An 18,405-nucleotide genomic window follows, 5' to 3' on the forward strand; every position below is an offset into this window, starting at 1 on the left:
GGTGTGTGCTCGTGAAAGGGGCTGGTCGAAGGTGCGGGAGACGCCCGTCAACCGAGTGGGCCGATCGTTGGGCGCGGCTGCGCGCACCGTCCGCGGGCGCTGGCACGCAGCCCCTCCGCACACCCGGCAGACCTGGCAGCTCACGGCGGGTTCCGCCGTGCTCGGCCTGGTGGTCGCGCTGACCTCGGTGGCGGTCGCGGGCCCGTGGGACTCCGGTCAGCGTACGGCCGAACGGGCCCGTGCGGCCGGTCTGTCCGGCGACAGTGGCGCTCACCACACCGACGACGCCCCAGGTGGCACGCTCGGCACCGGCCCTGACGGCGTACCGGAGCCCGCTCCCAGCGCCCGGGCCGTGCTGCGCGCCCTGGGCAGCGGCACGCCGCCCACCCGGGAGGCGCTCGACGAGGCGCTGCGGCCGCTGCTGAAGGACCCGGCCCTGGGCTCGCTCGTCGCCGCCTCGGTGACGGACGCGGCCACCGGCAAGGAGCTGTTCGCCTCCAAGGCCGGCACCCCGGCCACCCCCGCCTCGACGGTGAAGCTCGCCACCGGCGCGGCGGCGCTCGCCGCGCTCGGCCCCGACCACCGCATCCGCACCCGGGCCGTCTGGGACGACGCCAACGAGCGGGTGGTGCTGGTCGGCGGCGGCGACCCGACCGTCACCGGCAAGCAGCTCGCCGCGCTGGCGAAGCGCACCGCGAGCGCACTGGCCAAGCGCGAGCTGGTCCCCGAGGACATCGCCTACGACACCTCCCGCTACCCCGGCACCGACCGGCACCCGATCGGTGTCAACGACAACATCGCCCCGGTCAGCCCGCTGATGCTGAACGCCGCCCGGCTCGACGACAGCACCCGCGGCCCGGCTCGGAGGGCCGCCGACCCGGCGGGCGACGCCGGCAAGCGGTTCGCCGAACTGCTCGCGAAGAAGGGCGTGCGGGCCGAGGGCGCCGTCCTGCGGGCCACCGCCCCGAAGAAGGCGACGGAGCTGGCCGTGCACCGGTCCGCGCCGCTGTCCACGCTGGTGGAGCGGATGCTGACGCACAGCGACAACGACATCGCCGAGGCCCTGGCCCGGCAGACGGCCCTCAAGGCCGGGACCCGCGCCGACTTCGCGGGCTCCGAGAAGGCGGTGCGGGACCACCTGAAGGCCCTGGACCTGCCGGTTGACGGCGCGCGCTTCGCCGACGGCAGCGGGCTCAGCCGGTCCAACCAGGTCTCGGCACGGTTCCTCACCGCCCTGCTGGCCCTGTCCGCCGACCCGGACCACGCCGAGCTGAGGCCGCTGCTCACCGGGCTGCCGGTGGCGGGCTTCAACGGCACGCTGGGCCGCCGGTACGCGGCGGCGGAGAGCGCGGCGGGCGCCGGTCTGGTGCGGGCCAAGACGGGCACGCTGACCGGGGTCAACTCCCTCGCCGGCACCGTCGTGGACGCCGACGGCAGGCTGCTGGCCTTCGCCTTCCTCACCACCGGCACCACCGACGCGTACGGCGCCCAGGCGGCCCTGGACAAGCTGGCCGCCACCGTCGCCGCCTGCGGCTGCCGCTGACCCCCGCCTCCCGGGCCCCGCGTACCGGCCTCCGCGTACCGGCCCTGCGTCCCTGACGCCCCCGACGGCCCCGAGGCCCGCGCCGACCTGCGGGGGAGTGCCCGGGTCCGGACGTCGCAGGGGCCGGCGGGCCCGCGTACCGCTGCGGCTTTCCCGGCCGACGCCGTACCGTGAAGTCATGACGAGCCTCGGTGGTACGGAGATGGTCGACTGGAATCTCGCGGTCTCGACCGCGACCCGGCTCGTGCGGCCGGGACCCGAAGTGAGCCCGGAGGAGGCCCGCGCGGTGGTCGCCGAACTGCGGCGGCACGCGGCGGCGTCCGAGGACCACGTGCACGGTTTCACCAAGCTGGCGCCCGCGCCGGAGTTCGGCGACACCCCCGTGCTGGTGGTGGACCGGGCAGGATGGATCAAGGCCAACGCGGCCGGTTTCCGGGACCTGCTGGCGCCGCTGATGAGCCGCATGCGCGAGCGCCGCGGCTCCGGGCCCGGCGGAATGGTGCTCGGCGCGGTGGGCGGCAAGGTGACGGGCGTCGAACTGGGTGTCCTGCTGTCGTTCATGGCCTCCCGCGTGCTGGGCCAGTACGAGACGTTCGCGCCGCCGGCCCGAGACCTGCCCACCGGGCAGGCCCGCAGGGGCGGGCGGCTGCTGCTGGTGGCGCCCAACATCGTGCACGTCGAGCGTGAACTGGACGTCGACCCGCACGACTTCCGGCTGTGGGTGAGCCTGCACGAGGAGACCCACCGCACCCAGTTCACCGCCGTGCCGTGGCTGCAGGACCACCTGCGCGGGGAGATCCAGTCCTTCCTCGCCGAGACGGAGCTGGACCCGTCCACCCTGCTGGAGCGGCTGCGCAAGGCGGCGCAGGCCGTCACCGGCGGGCGGCAGGAGCGGGAGGAGCAGGAGCACGGTGCCGGTGGTGCCGGCGGTGCCGGCGGCGACACGGCGGACGGCGAGGGCCGCAGCTTCGTCGACCTGGTCCAGACACCCGCCCAGCGCGACATCCTGGGCCGCCTCACCGCCGTCATGTCGCTGCTGGAGGGCCACGCCGACTACGTCATGGACGGCGTCGGCCCGCAGGTCGTGCCGTCCGTGGCGGAGATCCGGGAGAAGTTCCAGAAGCGGCGGGAGAGCGGCGCGGGGCGGCTGGACCAGATCCTGCGCAAGGTACTGGGCCTCGACGCGAAGCTGCGCCAGTACCGCGACGGCGAGCGGTTCGTACGGGCCGTCGTCGACGAGGTCGGCATGGACGGGTTCAACCGGGTGTGGACCTCTCCGAACACACTTCCCACCAAGGCGGAGATCGCCGAACCGGCGGACTGGGTGGCGAGGGTGCACCGCAAAGCTGAATCATGAGCCGCAACGACCCGTGAATCACCCATCCGAGGGACCGTGAGCGGCCCCGGCCGCGTGCAATGCTCGGAGGAATGGCGCGTCTCTGTCACCATCAACGCACTCAGCGTGACAGCTGCGCGACGAGGTGCGGGATGCGGTTCGCGGTGCCCCGGCGCCGGCGACCGCCTCCCGCCCCCGTCCGCTCCCGCCACCGACATCCATCCCGCACACCGGCCCCTCCCCGAGGAAGTGAAACGGACATGGGTCCTCACCCCGCGGTCGCCGCGATACGCCTGGCGGTCCGCCGCGCACTCCACGAGATCCTCAGCGAAGTCCCCAGCGAAGCCCCCCGGGACCTCCCCGTCCCGGTCACCACCGGCGGGCCCCCCGCAGGCGCACCGGACGCGGCGCCGCCCCCGCCGGAAGCCGACCCCGTCGCCGCGCCCGGCGCCACCGCCGCCCGCAGCTCCCCTTCCCGCGGTCCCGCCCGCAGCAGCTCTGCCCCCGGCAGCCCCGCCGACCGCAGGCCCCTGGTCCTCGTCGCCTGCTCCGGCGGCGCCGACTCCATGGCGCTCGCCTCCGCGCTCGCCTTCGAGGCGGCCCGGCTGGAGGTGCGGGCCGGAGCCGTCACCGTCGACCACCAGCTCCAGCCCGGCTCCGACCTCCGCGCCCTCGACGTCGCCGACCGGCTCACCGCGCTCGGCCTGGCGCCCATCGAGGCCGTCACCGTGGCCGTCGGGCGCGGCGCCGGGCCCGAGGCCGCCGCCCGCGAGGCCCGCTACGCCGCCCTCGACGAGGTCGCCGACCGCCTCGGCGCCGCCGCCGTGCTGCTCGGCCACACCCGCGACGACCAGGCCGAGACGGTGCTGCTCGGCCTCGCCCGCGGCTCCGGCACCCGCTCCCTGTCGGGTATGGCCGCCGTGTCCGGCTCGCTCACCGGCCTGCCCGGCGCCGAGCGCCGCTACCGCCGCCCGTTCCTCACCGTCGACCGGCAGACCACACGCAAGGCGTGCATGGTCCAGTCCCTGCCGGTGTGGGACGACCCGCACAACGCCGATCCCGCCTACACCCGCTCCCGGGTCCGGCACGAGGCCATGCCCACCCTGGAGAAGGCCCTCGGCAAGGGCGTCATCGAGGCCCTCGCCCGCACCGCCCAGCTCTCCCGGGACGACGCCGACGCTCTCGACGCCTGGGCCGCCGAGGCGATGCGCACCGTGCGCATCCCCGAACCCGCCACCGAGGACGGCCAGGGGCAGCCCGCCCGCCCCCGGCACGTCCTGGACGTCGCCCGGCTCCACGCCCTGCCGCCCGCCGTGCGCCGCCGGGTGCTGCGCCGGGCCGCCATCTCGGCGGGCGCACCGGCCGGCTCGCTCTTCGCCCGGCACATCGAGGAGACCGACCGCCTGATCACCGCCTGGCGGGGCCAGCGGGCCATCAACCTGCCCGGGCGCGTGGAGGCCCTCCGACGGGGTGGCACACTGGTCATTCGGCAGAGTGACATCTGAGCGCACATCCGAGCGACTAGCGAGAGCAGCACGGTGGACGACAAGGACATGGGCGCCGACCTCAGTTCGGTGCTCATCACCAAAGAAGAGATCGACGCGAAGCTGGCCGAGCTGGCCGCGAAGATCGACGCGGAATACGCGGGCCGTGACCTGCTCATCGTCGGGGTGCTGAAGGGCGCCGTGATGGTGATGGCGGACCTGGCGAGGGCCCTGTCCACGCCGGTGACCATGGACTGGATGGCGGTGTCGTCCTACGGCGCCGGCACGCAGTCCTCCGGTGTGGTCCGCATCCTGAAGGACCTCGACACCGACATCAAGGGCCGCGACGTGCTCATCGTCGAGGACATCATCGACTCCGGCCTGACGCTGTCCTGGCTGCTGTCGAACCTCGGCTCCCGGGAGCCCGCCTCGCTCAACGTCTGTACGCTGCTGCGCAAGCCGGACGCCGCCAAGGTGGCGATCGACGTGAAGTGGGTCGGCTTCGACATCCCCAACGAGTTCGTGGTGGGGTACGGCCTCGACTACGCCGAGAAGTACCGCAACCTGCCGTTCGTCGGCACGCTCGCACCGCACGTGTACGGCGGCTGACGGCCGCCGGGCCGCTCCGGCGGCGGGAACCGGTCGGGAACATCCGGCCGGTTCCCGCCGTTGGAGCAGCAGAAGCCCGGCTGGTTGACCGCGCCCGGCGGCGGCGGGCGACAATGCTGGGGTACCGTCCGAAGGTCGGTCTTTTCAACTCACTATGGCAGGAGGGACGGGGCGTTTACGCCTCGTGTGGATGGACGTGAAGCGATACTTCCGTGGGCCGGTCATGTGGATCGTGCTGGCCGTCCTCGCCGTGGTCGTGTTGATGCAGGTCGTCGGGTCATCCGAGGGCTTCAAGACAGTGGACACCGGCCAGGTCGTTCAGGCGATCAACGAGAACAAGGTCAAGTCCGCGAAACTGACGACCGGCGACGAGCAGACCATCGAGGTCGAGCTCAAGGACGGCGTCAAGATCAAGGACAGCGACAAGATCAAGGCGAGCTACATCGACGAGCAGGGCTCGGAGCTCGCCAAGACCCTGCAGTCCAAGTTCCAGGACAAGCAGCTGCGGGACGGCTACACCGTCTCGCCCAAGAAGCAGAACCCGTTCGTCGGCATGCTGCTCTCCCTGCTGCCGTTCCTGCTGATCATCGTCGTCTTCCTGTTCCTGATGAACCAGATGCAGGGTGGCGGTTCGCGGGTCATGAACTTCGGCAAGTCCAAGGCCAAGCTCATCACCAAGGACACCCCGAAGACGACCTTCGCCGACGTGGCCGGTTCCGACGAGGCCGTCGAGGAGCTCCACGAGATCAAGGAGTTCCTCCAGGAGCCCGCGAAGTTCCAGGCCGTCGGCGCGAAGATCCCCAAGGGCGTGCTGCTCTACGGCCCGCCCGGCACCGGCAAGACGCTGCTGGCCCGTGCGGTCGCCGGTGAGGCCGGGGTGCCGTTCTACTCGATCTCCGGTTCCGACTTCGTGGAGATGTTCGTCGGTGTCGGCGCGAGCCGGGTCCGCGACCTCTTCGAGCAGGCCAAGGCCAACGCCCCGGCGATCGTCTTCGTCGACGAGATCGACGCCGTCGGCCGCCACCGCGGCGCCGGCATGGGCGGCGGGCACGACGAGCGCGAGCAGACGCTGAACCAGCTGCTCGTCGAGATGGACGGCTTCGACGTGAAGGGCGGCGTCATCCTGATCGCCGCCACCAACCGGCCCGACATCCTCGACCCGGCGCTGCTGCGCCCGGGCCGCTTCGACCGCCAGATCGCCGTGGACCGCCCGGACATGCAGGGCCGCCTGGAGATCCTCAAGGTCCACCAGAAGGGCAAGCCGGTCACACCGGACGTGGACCTGTCGGCCGTGGCACGCCGCACCCCGGGCTTCACCGGCGCGGACCTCAACAACGTGCTCAACGAGGCCGCGCTGCTGGCCGCCCGGTCCAACGCCAAGCTCATCGACAACCACTTCCTGGACGAGGCCATCGACCGGGTCGTGGCGGGACCGCAGAAGCGGACCCGGATCATGAGCGACAAGGAGAAGAAGATCACCGCGTACCACGAGGGCGGACACGCCCTGGTCGCGGCGGCCTCACCCAACTCCGACCCGGTGCACAAGATCACCATCCTGTCCCGGGGCCGTGCCCTGGGCTACACGATGGTGCTGCCGGAGGAGGACAAGTACTCCACCACGCGCAACGAGATGCTCGACCAGCTCGCCTACATGCTGGGCGGCCGGGCGGCGGAGGAACTGGTCTTCCACGACCCGACCACCGGTGCCGCCAACGACATCGAGAAGGCGACGGCCACCGCCCGCGCGATGGTCACCCAGTACGGCATGACCGAGCGCCTCGGCGCGATCAAGTTCGGCTCCGACCAGTCCGAGCCCTTCCTGGGCAAGGAGATGGGTCACCAGCGCGACTACTCGGAAGAGGTCGCCGGGCTGGTGGACGAGGAGGTCAAGAAGCTGATCGAGACCGCGCACAACGAGGCCTGGGAGATCCTGGTCGAGAACCGCGACGTGCTCGACAACCTCGTCCTGGAGCTGCTCGAGAGGGAGACGCTCAACAAGGAGGAGATCGCCGAGATCTTCCGGTCCATCGTGAAGCGCCCGGCCCGCCCGGCGTGGACGGGATCGGCCCGGCGCACCCCCTCCACCCGGCCGCCGGTCTCCTCCCCGAAGGAGCTGGCGCTGAGCAACGGCACACCGTCGCTGGAGAAGGGCCGCGAGATCGGCCCGACCGAGGCGGTCGTCGACCCGGAGACGCGCGAGCGCTGACCGGGGACCGACCCGGGCCCGCAGGGAGTCCCAGGTCACAGCAGGACCGGAATGTCGGCCGCGCCCCTCAGGTTCTAACCTGAGGGGCGCGGCTTTCTCCGTGCACACGTGCGAGGAACGAGGCAATCCATGACCGACCCGGTGACGCTCGACGGCGAGGGCCAGATCGGCGAGTACGACGAGAAGCGGGCGGAGAACGCCGTCCGCGAGCTGCTCATAGCGGTCGGCGAGGACCCGGACCGCGAGGGCCTGCGGGAGACGCCGGCCCGGGTGGCCCGCGCCTACCGGGAGCTGTTCGCGGGGCTGCGGCAGCAGCCCGAGGACGTGCTGACGACGACGTTCGACATCGGTCACGACGAGATGGTGCTGGTGAAGGACATCGAGGTGGTCTCCACCTGCGAGCACCACCTGCTGCCCTTCCACGGCGTCGCACACGTCGGCTACATCCCGGCGACGTCCGGCAAGATCACCGGCCTGTCCAAGCTGGCCCGGCTGGTGGAGGTCTTCGCCAGGCGCCCCCAGGTGCAGGAGCGCCTCACCACGCAGATCGCCGACTCGCTGACCCGCATCCTGGAGCCGCGCGGCGTCATCGTGGTCATCGAGTGCGAGCACATGTGCATGTCGCTGCGCGGCGTGCGCAAGCCCGGGGCCAAGACCACCACCTCGGCGGTGCGCGGCCAGCTGCGGGACGCCACCACCCGCTCCGAGGCGCTGAGCCTGATCCTCTCCCGCTGACCGCCGCCGTGCCCGCCCGGGGCGGGCCGGCCGGCGCGGAGCGCATACGCTGGAGCCATGAGCCCGCAGCGCGCCCCCCGGCCCCGCCTGCCCGGACTGCCGTCCCTGGAGCGGTGTGCGGTCATGGGCGCGGTGAACGTGACGCCCGACTCCTTCTCCGACGGCGGCCGGTGGTTCGACACCACGGCGGCCGTCAAGCGCGGCCTGGACCTGGTCGCGGAGGGCGCGGACCTGGTGGACGTCGGCGGTGAGTCGACGCGGCCCGGCGCGACCCGCGTGGACGAGGCCGAGGAGCTGCGCCGGGTGGTGCCCGTGGTGCGCGGGCTGGCCGGCGAGGGTGTGGTGGTCAGCGTCGACACCATGCGGGCCTCGGTCGCCGAGCAGGCCGTGGCGGCGGGCGCCCGCCTCGTCAACGACGTCAGCGGCGGTCGCGCCGACCCCCGCATGGTGGCGGCGGTGGCGGCGGCGGGCGTGCCGTTCGTGGTGATGCACTGGCGCGGCCAGTCGGTGGACATGAACGACCGCGCGGTCTACGCCGACGTGGTCGGCGAGGTACTGGCGGAGCTGCGGAGGGCGGTGGACGCGGCGGTCGCGGGCGGCATCGCCCCCGAGCGGGTGGTGGTCGACCCGGGACTGGGCTTCGCCAAGCAGGCCGAGCACGACCTGGCCCTGGTCGCCTCGCTCGACCGGCTGCGGACCGAACTGGAGCTGCCGATGCTGGTGGCGGCCTCCCGCAAGCGCTTCCTCGGCCGGGTCCTGGCCGACGACGGCCGCACTCCGCCCCCGGCGCGGGAGCGGGACGCGGCCACCGCGGCGGTCACGGCGCTCGCCGCGCAGTCCGGGGCCTGGGCGGTGCGGGTGCACGAGGTGCGGGCCAGCGCCGACGCCGTCCGTGTGGTGGCGGCCGTTCGCCAGGCCGCCGCGGAGGCCACCTGAGCCCCGGGCGCCCGCCCCGTCTCCGCCCGGCCCGCCCGCGACCCGGCCCGCCCGCGAGCCGGCCCGTCTCCGCCCCCGCGCTCAGTCCGTGCGGCGCGGGACCACGTTGATGTTGAAGGTGTAGGACCCCAGGCCGTCGGCGATCCCCATGAACAGCAGGGCGAAGTGCTCCTGCCCGCGTGCGGTGGTGAGGCCGCCGAGGTCCAGCTGGGAGGACGGCGGCCAGCCCAGGTCGGTGAGCAGCCGGCCGGCGGTCTGCTTGGCCTCGGCGTCGTCACCGGAGAGGAAGACGGTGCTCGGGCCCGTCAGCCCGTCCGGCGCGGTCATCGTGGTGGAGTCCATCGTGCACAGCGTCTTGACGACGGGAGTCCGCGGAAAGGCCTCCTGGATCTGTTCGGCGAGGCTGCTGTTGGGGTGCAGGAGGGTGGTGAAGTCCTCGGAGAGGCCGACGCCGACGTCGATCAGCACGGTGCCGGCCAGCGCCGGTGCGCCGATCGAGCGCAGCAGCTCCACGGAGGCGCCGCCCGGGGTGGCGTTGACCAGTACCTCCGCGTGGGCTGCTGCCGCCTCCAGCCCCGCGACAGCCGGACCGAGGTCCGCCCGTTGCTCGGGACGGCGTGAACCGAGGAGCACGTCGTGCCCTGCCGTGCTCCAACCTTGGGCCAGCGCCTGGGCGACGTGGCCGGTGCCGAGAAGTCCTATACGCATGGGGCGACGCTAGGCGCCCGGCAGTGCCCGGCGGATCGGGCCGCGGACCCAGACGGGACCGGCACCATGGACGTAGTCCCGTAGTCCCGCAGTCCCGCAGTCCCGCAGTCCCGCAGTCCCGTAGTCCCGCAGCACCGCAGCCTCGCAGTCCCGTGCCGTGGCCGTCCGGGCCTCGCCGTGCCTTCGGCGGCCGTCAGCTCTGTGGTGTGCCTCACTCCGTCGGGGTGCGGGGGAGGAATACCGGAGTGGGCGGCGGAGCTGACGGGTAGGGGCCACGGCCGGGACACCCGGACCCAGGGGGCGCGTCCCCGCACCCGGCAGCCGTCCGGTGCGGTGCCCGCGGGTACATTCGACGCGGCCGGGCCGAAGGGGCGCCCGGCACCGGACGTGCAGGTCGAAGGGAGTGAGGACGTCGTGGACCGAGTCGCTGTGCGCGGACTCAGGGCACGAGGGCACCACGGGGTCTTCCCGGCGGAGCGGGAGCTGGGCCAGGAGTTCGTCGTGGACGTCGACATGGCCGTCGACACCCGGCCGGCGGCGGCCGGGGACGAACTGGCCCGCACCGTGCACTACGGCGTGGTCGCCGAGCAGGTGGTGGCGGTCGTCGAGGGCGAGCCGGTCGACCTGATCGAGACGCTGGCCCAGCGCATCGCCGACCAGTGCCTCAGCCACGACGCGGTGCGGGAGGTCGAGGTGGTGGTGCACAAGCCGCAGGCCCCGATCACCGTGCCCTTTGACGATGTGACCATCACGATCAAGCGGAGCCGACATGACGCCGAACAGTGATCCGACCGTGCAGCCGGTACCCGCCTCGGTGGTGCGCCAGGTGGACGCCGCCGACATCACCCTGAGCAACCCCAAACGGGCCGTGGTCTCGCTGGGCAGCAACCTCGGCAACCGTCTGGAGACCCTGCAGGGCGCGGTGGACGCACTGGAGGACACCCCGGGTGTCCGGGTCAAGGCGGTGTCGCCGGTGTACGAGACGGAGCCGTGGGGAGTGGAGCCCGGCTCGCAGCCGGCGTACTTCAACGCGGTGGTGCTGCTGAAGACGACGCTGCCGCCGGACTCGCTGCTGGAGCGCGGCCAAGCGATCGAGGAGGCCTTCGAGCGGGTGCGGGACGAGCGGTGGGGCCCGCGGACCATCGACGTGGACATCGTCGCCTACCAGGACGTGGTCTCCGGCGACCCGGTGCTGACGCTGCCGCACCCGAGAGCGCATGAGCGGGCCTTCGTCCTGGTGCCGTGGCACGATGTGGACCCGGCCGCCGAGGTGCCCGGCCGCGGACCCGTCACCGAGCTGCTGGCAGCGGTCGGCCGGGACGGTGTGTCGGTTCGCCCGGACCTGGAACTCGTCCTGCCCGACTAGCCGTTGAAGGACACGTGAAAGAGATCCGTATCCGCACGCTTGCCGGGATCCTCGCCGTCTCCGCTGTGCTGTCCTGGGCCGGCGCCCGGCTGTGGGAGTCCGTCGGCACCCTGCCGGCCGTGCCCGTGCTGGCCCCGGTGGTGCTGGCGCTGATCGCCACGGTGCTGCTGGCCACCGCCCTGTCCCTGCGGTCCCGGCTGCGCGCACAGCGCGAACGCCGCCCGGAGGCGAAGGGCGTCGAGCCGATGATGGCCGCACGGGCCGTGGTGTTCGGGCAGGCCAGCGCGCTGGTCGCGGCCCTGGCCGCGGGCGTCTACGGCGGCACGGGGGTGCTGCTGCTGACCTCCGGCCTGGTGGACGTGCCCGCGCGGCGCGACCAGGCGATCTACGCGGGGCTCTCGGTGGTCGCGGCGCTGGCGGTGGTGGCGGTCGCCATGTGGCTGGAGCGGATCTGCCGTCTGCCCGACGACGAGGAGGGCCCCCAGGCCGCCCCGGCCTGAGGCCCCTGAGGACCCTGAGGCACTGAGGACCCTGAGGCCGCGAGGCCCGCCTTCCGGCGTCCCGCCCCGTTCCGCAGCTCCGGCTAGGTGCGGGCGAGTGAGGCGAGGAAGGAGTCGACCATCGCGGTCTGCACGTCCGAGGGGAAGCGGCCGGGGTCGAAGAGGGCCTGGACGACGAGGCCGTGGGTGAAGGCGACGGCGGTGGCGGCGGACTGCTCCGGGTCGGCGGTCGCGGGGAGCTCGCCTGCGTCGCGTGCGGCTTCCAGGTGGGGGCGGAGCGTCGAGCGCAGCCGGGCGTAGCGGTCGGCCTGCTCCGCGGCGAGGGCGTCGTCGGCGAGGGAGAGGTCCCAGGAGCTGACCCAGATGCGGTTGCGTGCGGTGTCGCCCGGGGTCAGCGGCAGGATGTCGAGGAGCATCGCGCGCACCGTGGCGAGCCCCGGTGCCGGGCGCGCTCTGCGGGGCCGCAACGCGGTGTCCTTCTCCAGCAGGTCCAGGGCGTGCGTGACGAGGGCCCGTTTGGTGGGGAAGTAGTGCATGAGCATCCCGGTCGAGACGCCCATGGCGGTGGCGACGGCGCGCAGGGTCAGCCCGCCGAAGCCCTTGTCGGCGAGAACACGCCACACCGCCTCTGACACGTCCTTGCGGCGGGCTTCTCGGTCTCCGGGCGCGGGTGGCATGCTGCTAGCTTACGTACCGAACGCTTGTTACGTACCTGGAGGGCGAGGCCCCATGTTCATCCTGTCGCTCGGCGACCGTGCTCAGCTCCGCCCCCTGGAGCCCTGGCAGGCACCGGAGTTCCTGTCCCACATCGACCGGGCCCGGGCCACCGTCGACCCGTGGATACCCTGGGCCTCCCGCAGCACCGACCTCGCCTCCGCCACGGCCACCCTCCAGGGTTACGCCGACCGGCAGGCCGCGGACGGCGCCCGCATCCACGGCATCTGGCTTGACGGCACCCTGGTCGGCGGCGCCATGTTCACCCGCTTCGACGGTGCCTTCGGAGTGTGCGAGGTCGGCTGCTGGCTGGAGCGGGCCGGGGAGGGGCAGGGGCTGGCCACGAGGGCGTGCCGGGCGCTGATCGACTGGGCCTTCGCGCAGCGCGGCATGAGCCGGGTCGAATGGTGGGCCGCCTCGGGCAACGCCCGCAGCATCGCGGTCGCCCGCCGGCTCGGCATGAGCCGCGACGGTGTGCTGCGGCGGCACTCCGTCCACCGGGGCGAACGGCGCGACATCGAGGTGTGGTCGGTCCTCGCCGAGGAGTGGCCGACCGCCGGTGACACGTCCGAGGCCGCCGTCCGCGCCGAACTCGACCGGCTGATGGGCGTGTTCGTGGGCGCCTTCACCAACGCCGGCGGCAGGCGTCCGGACCTCGGCGTCATCCGTGACGTCTTCGTACCGCAGGGGCGGATCATCGCGAACGTCGGCGGCGAGCCCGTGACCTACGACCTCGACGGGTTCATCGCACCACGTCAGAAGATGCTCACCGACGGGACCCTGACGGAGTTCTCCGAGTGGGAGGTGAGCGAGCGCACCGAGGTCTTCGGGTCGATCGCCCACCGGTTCAGCGAGTACCGCAAGTCCGGTCACCACAACGGCGAGTGGTTCGAGGGCGGCGGACACAAGACCACGCAGTTCCTGCGCACCCCCGCGGGCTGGAGAATGTCCTCCCTGGCCTGGGACGACGCCCCCACGACACCCTGAAGCCTGCCCGGCAGGCCCCGGGCGTCAGGCGCCCTAGACGTCGGCGACCGTCTCGACGGCGGCCTGCGCGCGCGGCACGCCCTGCTCGTCGGCGTCGATGGACCGCCGCAGCGCCTCGTGCAGCTTCGCCGGCGTCAGCACGCCCTCGAACCGGTCGCCGTCCAGCACCGCGATCCAGCCCGCGTCGTGCTGGAGCATCGTGCTGAACGCCTGCTTCAGCGGCGCGCCCACCGGAAGCCACGCCTCCATCCGGCGGGCGTGGCTGCGCACGGTGGTGGCCGCGCCGCCCGGGGCGGACACCGCGTCGGCGGACACCCAGCCGTGCAGGTCGCCCGAGTCGTCCAGGACCACCGCCCAGCGGGCGCCCTCCGCCCGCATCCGGGCGGCGGCCTGCTCGGGCCGGTCGTCGAGCCGCACCACCGGCGGCTGCTCCAGGTCGCCGCGCTCGATCGGCGTCACCGACAGCCGCTTCAGGCCGCGGTCGGCGCCGACGAAGTCCGCCACGTACGGCGTCGCCGGGGCGCCCAGCACCTTGCTGGGCGGGTCGAACTGCTCGATGCGGCCGTGGCCGTACACAGCGATGCGGTCACCGAGCCGGACCGCCTCCTCGATGTCGTGGGTGACGAACAGCACCGTCTTGCGCACTTCTGCCTGCAACCGCAGGAACTCCGTCTGCAGGCGCTCGCGCACCACCGGGTCGACCGCGCCGAACGGCTCGTCCATCAGCAGCACCGGCGGGTCGGCGGCCAGCGCCCGCGCCACCCCGACCCGCTGCCGCTGCCCGCCGGAGAGCTGGTCGGGGTAGCGGCTGCCGAACACCTGCGGGTCAAGGCCCACCAGCTCCAGCAGCTCCGCCGCCCGGGCGCGCGCCTTCGCCCGGGACCCGCCGAGCAGCAGCGGCACGGTGGCGGTGTTCTCCAGCACCGTCTTGTGGGGGAACAGACCGACCTGCTGGATGACGTACCCGATGCGGCGGCGCAGCACGACCGGGTCCACGGCGGAGACGTCTTCGCCGCCCAGCAGGATGCGCCCCTCGCTCGGCTCGATCAGCCGGTTGACCATCTTCATGGTCGTCGTCTTGCCGCACCCGGACGGCCCGACGAGCGTGACCAGCTCGCCCTCGGCCACCTCGAAGGAGAGGTCGTCGACAGCCGTCGTGCCGTCGGCGTAGCGCTTGGTCACACGCTCGAAACGGATCATGGTGCCTCATTCTGTCAGCCGCCCGCGTTACAGTCCCGTACGTGACTTCGAACGGGTGCCTCGCCGCCAACGAGTGGATCTGCGCCGAGTATGTCCGCACCCGCAGCCAGGAGCTCGTCGACGCGACCGTCCAGCACGTCGGCATCACCGTCGCCTCGGTACTCATCGGCCTGCTGATCGCGTTGCCGCTGGCCGTCGCCGCCCGCCGCTGGCGCCGCCTGAGCGGGCCCGTGCTGGGCCTGACGACGATCCTCTACACCATCCCGTCGCTGGCCATGTTCGCCCTGCTGGTGCCGCTCATCGGGGTGTCCGTCGCGGTGGTCGTCACGGGCCTGGTGCTGTACTCGCTCACCGTCCTGGTGCGCAACATCCTCGCCGGCCTGGAGGGTGTGCCCGAGGACGTGCGGGAGGCCGCCCGCGGCATGGGCTACGGGCCGCTGCGCCTGCTGCTCGCCGTCGAACTGCCGCTGTCGCTGCCCGCGCTGATGGCGGGCGTGCGCATCGCCACGGTGTCCACGGTGGCGATGACCACCGTCGGCGGCATCATCAACTTCGGCGGTCTGGGCAACCTGCTCTTCGCCGGGCTGGACAGCGTCTTCAAGGCGCAGGTCCTCACCGCCTCGGTGCTGTGCGTGGTGCTGGCGGTCCTGGCCGACGTCGGGCTGCTGGGTCTCCAGCGCCTGCTCACCCCCTGGACCAGGGCGCGGCCCGGGAAGGCGGCCTGACCGTGGGAGCGATCGCCGACGCCTGGGCCTGGCTGGCCTCGGCGGACAACTGGACGGGTGACGGCGGCGTGTGGCAGCGCCTGGGCGAGCACGTGTACCTGACGGTGGTGTGCCTCGCCGTGGCCTGCCTGATCGCGCTGCCCGTCGCGCTGTGGCTGGGCCACCTCGGACGCGGTGGCGCGCTCGCCGTCAACATCTCCAACGTGGGCCGGGCCGTGCCGACGCTCGCCGTGCTGGTGCTGCTGACGCTCAGTCCGCTGGGCAGCTACGGCGAACTGCCCACCGTCATCGCGCTGGTGCTGTTCGCGGTGCCGCCGCTGCTGACCAACGCCTACGTCGGCATGCGCGAGGCCGACCGGGACGTGGTGGAGGCCGCCCGGGGCATGGGCATGTCCGGCTGGCAGCTGCTGTCCCGGGTGGAGGTCCCGCTGGCCTTCCCGCTGATCATGACCGGTGTGCGGTCGGCCGCCGTGCAGGTGGTCGCCACGGCGACGCTGGCGGCCATCGCGGGCGGCGGCGGCCTCGGCCGGATCATCACCGCCGGGTTCAACACCTACAACACGCCGCAGGTCGTCGCCGGGGCCCTGCTGGTCGCCGTACTGGCCCTGCTGGTCGAGGCGGTGCTGGTGCTGGTGGCCCGGGTCGTCGACCCGATGCGCCGCACCGCGCCCACCGCCGCCGCCACCGCGCCCGTGCCCACCGAGGTCGCGGCGTGAGTGGTGCGCCGCCCGTGGCGCGGCGCCCGTTCGGCGGGTGGGATACCCGCGTCCGAACGGTGGAATACGGGACGACGAACCGCTGCCGGCGCACATACGGTGTCCGGAGCCGAAGTTGAGGAGCACCTCGTGAGCCCCATCCGCATCCCCGCCCGCCGACGTCTGGTCGCGGCGACCGCCGCCGTGCTGCTGACCGCCGGGCTCACCGCCTGCGGCGGTGGCAGCCTTGAGGAGCAGGGCGGTGACGGAGGCGACGGCGGCAAGGGCACCCTGGTGGTGGGGTCCGCCGGTTTCACCGAGTCCGCGATCATGGCCGAGCTGTACGCCGCGGTGCTCGACGACGCCGGATACACCACCCGGGTGCAGAAGCTCGCCAGCCGCGAACTCTACGAACCCGCCCTGGAGAAGGGCGAGATCGACGTGGTGCCGGAGTACGCGGCGACGCTCGCCGAGTTCCTCAACGCCAAGGTGAACGGCGCCGACGAGGCCGCGAAGAACCCCGTGGCCTCCAGCGACGTGGACAAGACCGTCGAGGCGCTCACCGAACTCGCCGAACCCCGCGGCCTGACCGTGCTCCCCGCCGGGGAGGCGGTCGCCCAGAACGCCTTCGCGGTCACCGAGAAGTTCGCCGAGGACAACGACCTCAGGACGCTCAGCGACGTCGGCGAGGCGGACCTCAGGATCAAGCTCGCCGCGGGCGACGAGTGCGGCGACCGCCCGTTCTGCCGCCCCGGCCTGGAGAAGACCTACGGCATCGACATCACCGAGGTCGACCCCAAGGGCGTGGGCAGTGTGCAGGCGAAGCAGTCCGTGAAGGACGGCACCAACGACATGGTGCTCACCATCACCACCGACGCCACCCTGGAGAGCTTCGGACTGGTCCTGCTGGAGGACGACAAGAACCTCCAGAACGCCGACAACGTGCTGCCGGTGGTCAACACGAAGGACGCCGGCGCCAAGGACGTCGCCACCGCCCTCAACCGGCTCACGGAGGAACTCACCACCGAGGACCTCACCGAGCTGAACCGCAAGGTCGACGCGGACCGGGAGAAGGCAGAGGACGTCGCCCGGGAGTACCTGGAGTCGAAGGACCTGCTCGGTTCCTGACGCCCCCGCGCGCGGGGGCTGGTGTGGGCACCACGCGTGAGCAGCCACGCGTAAACAGCTAGGAACGATTTGCCCTGCGGCCTCCCGACCGGCGGGCACGCACGGTAAGTTTCAGGCCATGCCACGAGGACGCCACCGCCATGCGCCGCCGCTGCACCGGCTGCTCGCCCCGGCGGCCATCGCCGCCGCCGCACTGACCTGCGCGGGCGGTGCCCTGCTGGCGGGCGGTGGCGGATCCGGCACCTGGGTGCTGCGCGGCCTCAGCCTGGGTGCGGCAGCCGCCGCCGTCACCGGCGCGGTGCTGATGCGCCGCTGGGACCGGGCCGCCGGTCAGCGCGTCGCGGAGGTCAGGGCCCAGCGCGCCACCCTGGAGTGGCGGGCCGAGGAGCGGCAGGCGGAGCTGGAGACGGACCTCGACGAGGCCCGCGAGATCCGCGGCAAGCTGGAGGACGTACTGCGCCGCAAGCGGGCGGAGTTGGAGCGGCTGCGCACCGAGCACGCCGCGCTGCTCCGCCGCTACGCGACCGCGGAGACCGAGCGGGCCACCGCGCTGGAGGGCCGCCGCCAACTGGCGATAGCCGCGACCGAACCGGCGAGGGAACTCACCTCCCGCGCGGCCGACCACCGCCACGCCTCGGGCGCGCCCACTCCGCTGACCTACCTTCAGGCGGGCGAGGCGCTGCGCCACCTCACCCGCAGCCGGGCCCGGCAGAACGCCGAGCACCAGGCCAGGCGCCGCGCCGAGGCCCAGGTCGAGCAGCGTGTCAGCGCGCTGCGGGCCGCCCAGGCCGAGGGCCGGCGGCTCGCCGAGGGCGAGCCGGGCTTCGACTTCTTCGAGGCCCAGGACGACCCGGAGGTGCTGACGGAGCAGGCAGGTTCGGAGAACCCGGCCGACCTCACCGACATCGCCGCCCCGATGGACATCACCGCCGCCACTGACCCGGCTGCCGCCGAAGCCGCGGACGGCACCGAGGCCGACTCCGCTTCTGACGCCGCGACCGGCCCGGAAGCCGACACCGACCCCAAGGCCGAAACCGAAGCCGACCGCGAAGCCCCGGCCGAAGCCGACCGCGAAGCCCCGGGCGGGTCCGCCGAGGACGCCCCGGCCGGGTCCGCCGGGGACGCCCCCGCTGCGGACGGCGGGGCCTCGGACGGCGGTCCGTCTGCCGGATCAGTCTTCCGCACCCCGCCGGTTGCCGGTCGCACTCCGCCGTCGGCCGTGCGGCGGGCGAGGGCGGCCCAGCCGCGTCCGCTCGGTGAGCGGGAGGCGGCCGTACGGGAGGCGGCCGCGCGGGAGACGCCGGTGCGGGAGCCGGTCGAGGAACCGGACCTGCCGCACGCCACCCCGCGGCTCCGCCCGCGCCCGGCCGGCAAGGTCATCGACCTGGCCGAGCACAGCGAGGGCGAGACGGCTGAGAGCAGCCAGACCAGCCAGGACCTCAGTAACGCAGAGGGCACGGACGACAGCAAGCGCCGTCAGGCCGGGGAGCGGCGCCACCGCCGCATCTCCTGACCGGCCCGGCGCCCCTCCGG

General features: G+C 73.1%; 18 protein-coding genes. 15 read left to right on the forward strand and 3 right to left on the reverse strand.

The window, feature by feature from the left end:
• Nucleotides 1–31: 31 nt before the first annotated feature.
• From dacB to folP, 7 genes are all read left to right on the forward strand, one after another.
• On the forward strand, nucleotides 32–1,543 hold the full coding sequence (gene dacB, locus QNO07_RS02490; protein ID WP_502961756.1) for a D-alanyl-D-alanine carboxypeptidase/D-alanyl-D-alanine endopeptidase: 1,512 nt from the start codon (nucleotides 32–34) through the stop codon (nucleotides 1,541–1,543).
• Between the two features lie 178 nt (nucleotides 1,544–1,721).
• Nucleotides 1,722–2,900, forward strand: coding sequence for an Rv3626c family coenzyme F420 biosynthesis-associated protein (locus tag QNO07_RS02495; protein ID WP_283989707.1), 1,179 nt, complete (start codon nucleotides 1,722–1,724; stop codon nucleotides 2,898–2,900).
• Between the two features lie 239 nt (nucleotides 2,901–3,139).
• Nucleotides 3,140–4,384 carry a tRNA lysidine(34) synthetase TilS gene (gene tilS / locus QNO07_RS02500; protein ID WP_283989708.1) on the forward strand — a complete coding sequence of 415 codons (1,245 nt, stop codon included), beginning with the start codon at nucleotides 3,140–3,142 and terminating at the stop codon, nucleotides 4,382–4,384.
• Nucleotides 4,385–4,432: 48 nt separating this feature from the next.
• The gene (hpt, locus tag QNO07_RS02505; protein ID WP_283990046.1) at nucleotides 4,433–4,972 is read left to right on the forward strand and encodes a hypoxanthine phosphoribosyltransferase; all 540 of its coding nucleotides are present in this window, start codon (nucleotides 4,433–4,435) and stop codon (nucleotides 4,970–4,972) included.
• Between the two features lie 190 nt (nucleotides 4,973–5,162).
• Nucleotides 5,163–7,178 carry an ATP-dependent zinc metalloprotease FtsH gene (ftsH, locus tag QNO07_RS02510; protein ID WP_283989709.1) on the forward strand — a complete coding sequence of 672 codons (2,016 nt, stop codon included), beginning with the start codon at nucleotides 5,163–5,165 and terminating at the stop codon, nucleotides 7,176–7,178.
• 129 nt (nucleotides 7,179–7,307) lie between these two features.
• The gene (folE, locus tag QNO07_RS02515; protein ID WP_283989710.1) at nucleotides 7,308–7,913 is read left to right on the forward strand and encodes a GTP cyclohydrolase I FolE; all 606 of its coding nucleotides are present in this window, start codon (nucleotides 7,308–7,310) and stop codon (nucleotides 7,911–7,913) included.
• A gap of 57 nt (nucleotides 7,914–7,970) precedes the next feature.
• A complete protein-coding gene (gene folP, locus QNO07_RS02520; protein ID WP_283989711.1) occupies nucleotides 7,971–8,849 on the forward strand; it encodes a dihydropteroate synthase in 879 nt (292 codons plus the stop codon).
• 81 nt (nucleotides 8,850–8,930) lie between these two features.
• On the opposite strand, the gene QNO07_RS02525 is transcribed toward folP, so the two are convergent.
• Complete coding sequence (locus tag QNO07_RS02525) at nucleotides 8,931–9,557, reverse strand: NADPH-dependent F420 reductase (RefSeq protein WP_283989712.1); 627 nt, start codon at nucleotides 9,555–9,557, stop codon at nucleotides 8,931–8,933.
• Nucleotides 9,558–9,971: 414 nt separating this feature from the next.
• Between QNO07_RS02525 and folB the strand changes: the two genes are divergently transcribed.
• From folB to QNO07_RS02540, 3 genes are read left to right on the forward strand one after another with little or no spacing between them, the layout of a single operon-like run.
• Entirely contained in the window at nucleotides 9,972–10,343 is a 372-nt protein-coding gene (gene folB / locus QNO07_RS02530) for a dihydroneopterin aldolase (RefSeq protein WP_283989713.1), read from the forward strand.
• Nucleotides 10,327–10,923, forward strand: coding sequence for a 2-amino-4-hydroxy-6-hydroxymethyldihydropteridine diphosphokinase (gene folK, locus QNO07_RS02535; RefSeq protein ID WP_283989714.1), 597 nt, complete (start codon nucleotides 10,327–10,329; stop codon nucleotides 10,921–10,923). Before folB ends, folK begins: the two co-directional genes overlap by 17 nt.
• 14 nt (nucleotides 10,924–10,937) lie before the next feature.
• Nucleotides 10,938–11,423 carry a DUF3180 domain-containing protein gene (locus QNO07_RS02540; protein ID WP_283989715.1) on the forward strand — a complete coding sequence of 162 codons (486 nt, stop codon included), beginning with the start codon at nucleotides 10,938–10,940 and terminating at the stop codon, nucleotides 11,421–11,423.
• An 83-nt stretch (nucleotides 11,424–11,506) separates the two neighbouring features.
• Here QNO07_RS02540 and QNO07_RS02545 read toward each other — a convergent pair whose 3' ends face one another.
• Nucleotides 11,507–12,100, reverse strand: coding sequence for a TetR/AcrR family transcriptional regulator (locus QNO07_RS02545; protein ID WP_283989717.1), 594 nt, complete (start codon nucleotides 12,098–12,100; stop codon nucleotides 11,507–11,509).
• A 52-nt stretch (nucleotides 12,101–12,152) separates the two neighbouring features.
• Between QNO07_RS02545 and QNO07_RS02550 the strand changes: the two genes are divergently transcribed.
• On the forward strand, nucleotides 12,153–13,124 hold the full coding sequence (locus tag QNO07_RS02550; RefSeq protein ID WP_283989718.1) for a GNAT family N-acetyltransferase: 972 nt from the start codon (nucleotides 12,153–12,155) through the stop codon (nucleotides 13,122–13,124).
• A gap of 33 nt (nucleotides 13,125–13,157) precedes the next feature.
• Here the strand turns inward: QNO07_RS02550 and QNO07_RS02555 are convergent, their stop codons facing one another.
• Nucleotides 13,158–14,324 carry an ABC transporter ATP-binding protein gene (locus QNO07_RS02555; RefSeq protein ID WP_283989719.1) on the reverse strand — a complete coding sequence of 389 codons (1,167 nt, stop codon included), beginning with the start codon at nucleotides 14,322–14,324 and terminating at the stop codon, nucleotides 13,158–13,160.
• Nucleotides 14,325–14,365: 41 nt separating this feature from the next.
• Here QNO07_RS02555 and QNO07_RS02560 point away from each other — a divergent pair, with 41 nt between their 5' ends.
• The 4 genes from QNO07_RS02560 (at nucleotide 14,366) to QNO07_RS02575 (ending at nucleotide 18,385) form a co-directional block, all read left to right on the forward strand.
• Nucleotides 14,366–15,049 (forward strand): ABC transporter permease, encoded by a 684-nt coding sequence (locus QNO07_RS02560; protein WP_283989720.1) that lies wholly within the window; start codon nucleotides 14,366–14,368, stop codon nucleotides 15,047–15,049.
• 2 nt (nucleotides 15,050–15,051) lie between these two features.
• Complete coding sequence (locus QNO07_RS02565) at nucleotides 15,052–15,765, forward strand: ABC transporter permease (protein ID WP_283989721.1); 714 nt, start codon at nucleotides 15,052–15,054, stop codon at nucleotides 15,763–15,765.
• A 138-nt stretch (nucleotides 15,766–15,903) separates the two neighbouring features.
• A complete protein-coding gene (locus tag QNO07_RS02570) occupies nucleotides 15,904–16,872 on the forward strand; it encodes an ABC transporter substrate-binding protein (RefSeq protein WP_502961769.1) in 969 nt (322 codons plus the stop codon).
• A gap of 118 nt (nucleotides 16,873–16,990) precedes the next feature.
• Nucleotides 16,991–18,385: a hypothetical protein gene (locus tag QNO07_RS02575; protein WP_283989723.1), complete on the forward strand. Its 1,395-nt coding sequence runs from the start codon at nucleotides 16,991–16,993 to the stop codon at nucleotides 18,383–18,385.
• Nucleotides 18,386–18,405 lie beyond the last annotated feature (20 nt).

This window comes from Streptomyces sp. 549, from assembly GCF_030124175.1.
In the GTDB taxonomy this organism is placed as follows: Bacteria; Actinomycetota; Actinomycetes; order Streptomycetales; family Streptomycetaceae; genus Streptomyces.

Bases quoted from the DNA above. Each gene is read 5' to 3' on its own strand.
- ftsH (WP_283989709.1), top strand. From the start codon at position 5,163: ATGGACGTGAAGCGATACTTCCGTGGGCCGGTCATGTGGATCGTGCTG.
- hpt (WP_283990046.1), top strand. From the start codon at position 4,433: ATGGGCGCCGACCTCAGTTCGGTGCTCATCACCAAAGAAGAGATCGAC.
- QNO07_RS02525 (WP_283989712.1), bottom strand. From the start codon at position 9,557: ATGCGTATAGGACTTCTCGGCACCGGCCACGTCGCCCAGGCGCTGGCC.
- folP (WP_283989711.1), top strand. From the start codon at position 7,971: ATGAGCCCGCAGCGCGCCCCCCGGCCCCGCCTGCCCGGACTGCCGTCC.
- QNO07_RS02575 (WP_283989723.1), top strand. From the start codon at position 16,991: ATGCCACGAGGACGCCACCGCCATGCGCCGCCGCTGCACCGGCTGCTC.
- QNO07_RS02555 (WP_283989719.1), bottom strand. From the start codon at position 14,324: ATGATCCGTTTCGAGCGTGTGACCAAGCGCTACGCCGACGGCACGACG.
- folE (WP_283989710.1), top strand. From the start codon at position 7,308: ATGACCGACCCGGTGACGCTCGACGGCGAGGGCCAGATCGGCGAGTAC.
- QNO07_RS02545 (WP_283989717.1), bottom strand. From the start codon at position 12,100: ATGCCACCCGCGCCCGGAGACCGAGAAGCCCGCCGCAAGGACGTGTCA.
- folK (WP_283989714.1), top strand. From the start codon at position 10,327: ATGACGCCGAACAGTGATCCGACCGTGCAGCCGGTACCCGCCTCGGTG.
- QNO07_RS02495 (WP_283989707.1), top strand. From the start codon at position 1,722: ATGACGAGCCTCGGTGGTACGGAGATGGTCGACTGGAATCTCGCGGTC.
- QNO07_RS02550 (WP_283989718.1), top strand. From the start codon at position 12,153: ATGTTCATCCTGTCGCTCGGCGACCGTGCTCAGCTCCGCCCCCTGGAG.
- tilS (WP_283989708.1), top strand. From the start codon at position 3,140: ATGGGTCCTCACCCCGCGGTCGCCGCGATACGCCTGGCGGTCCGCCGC.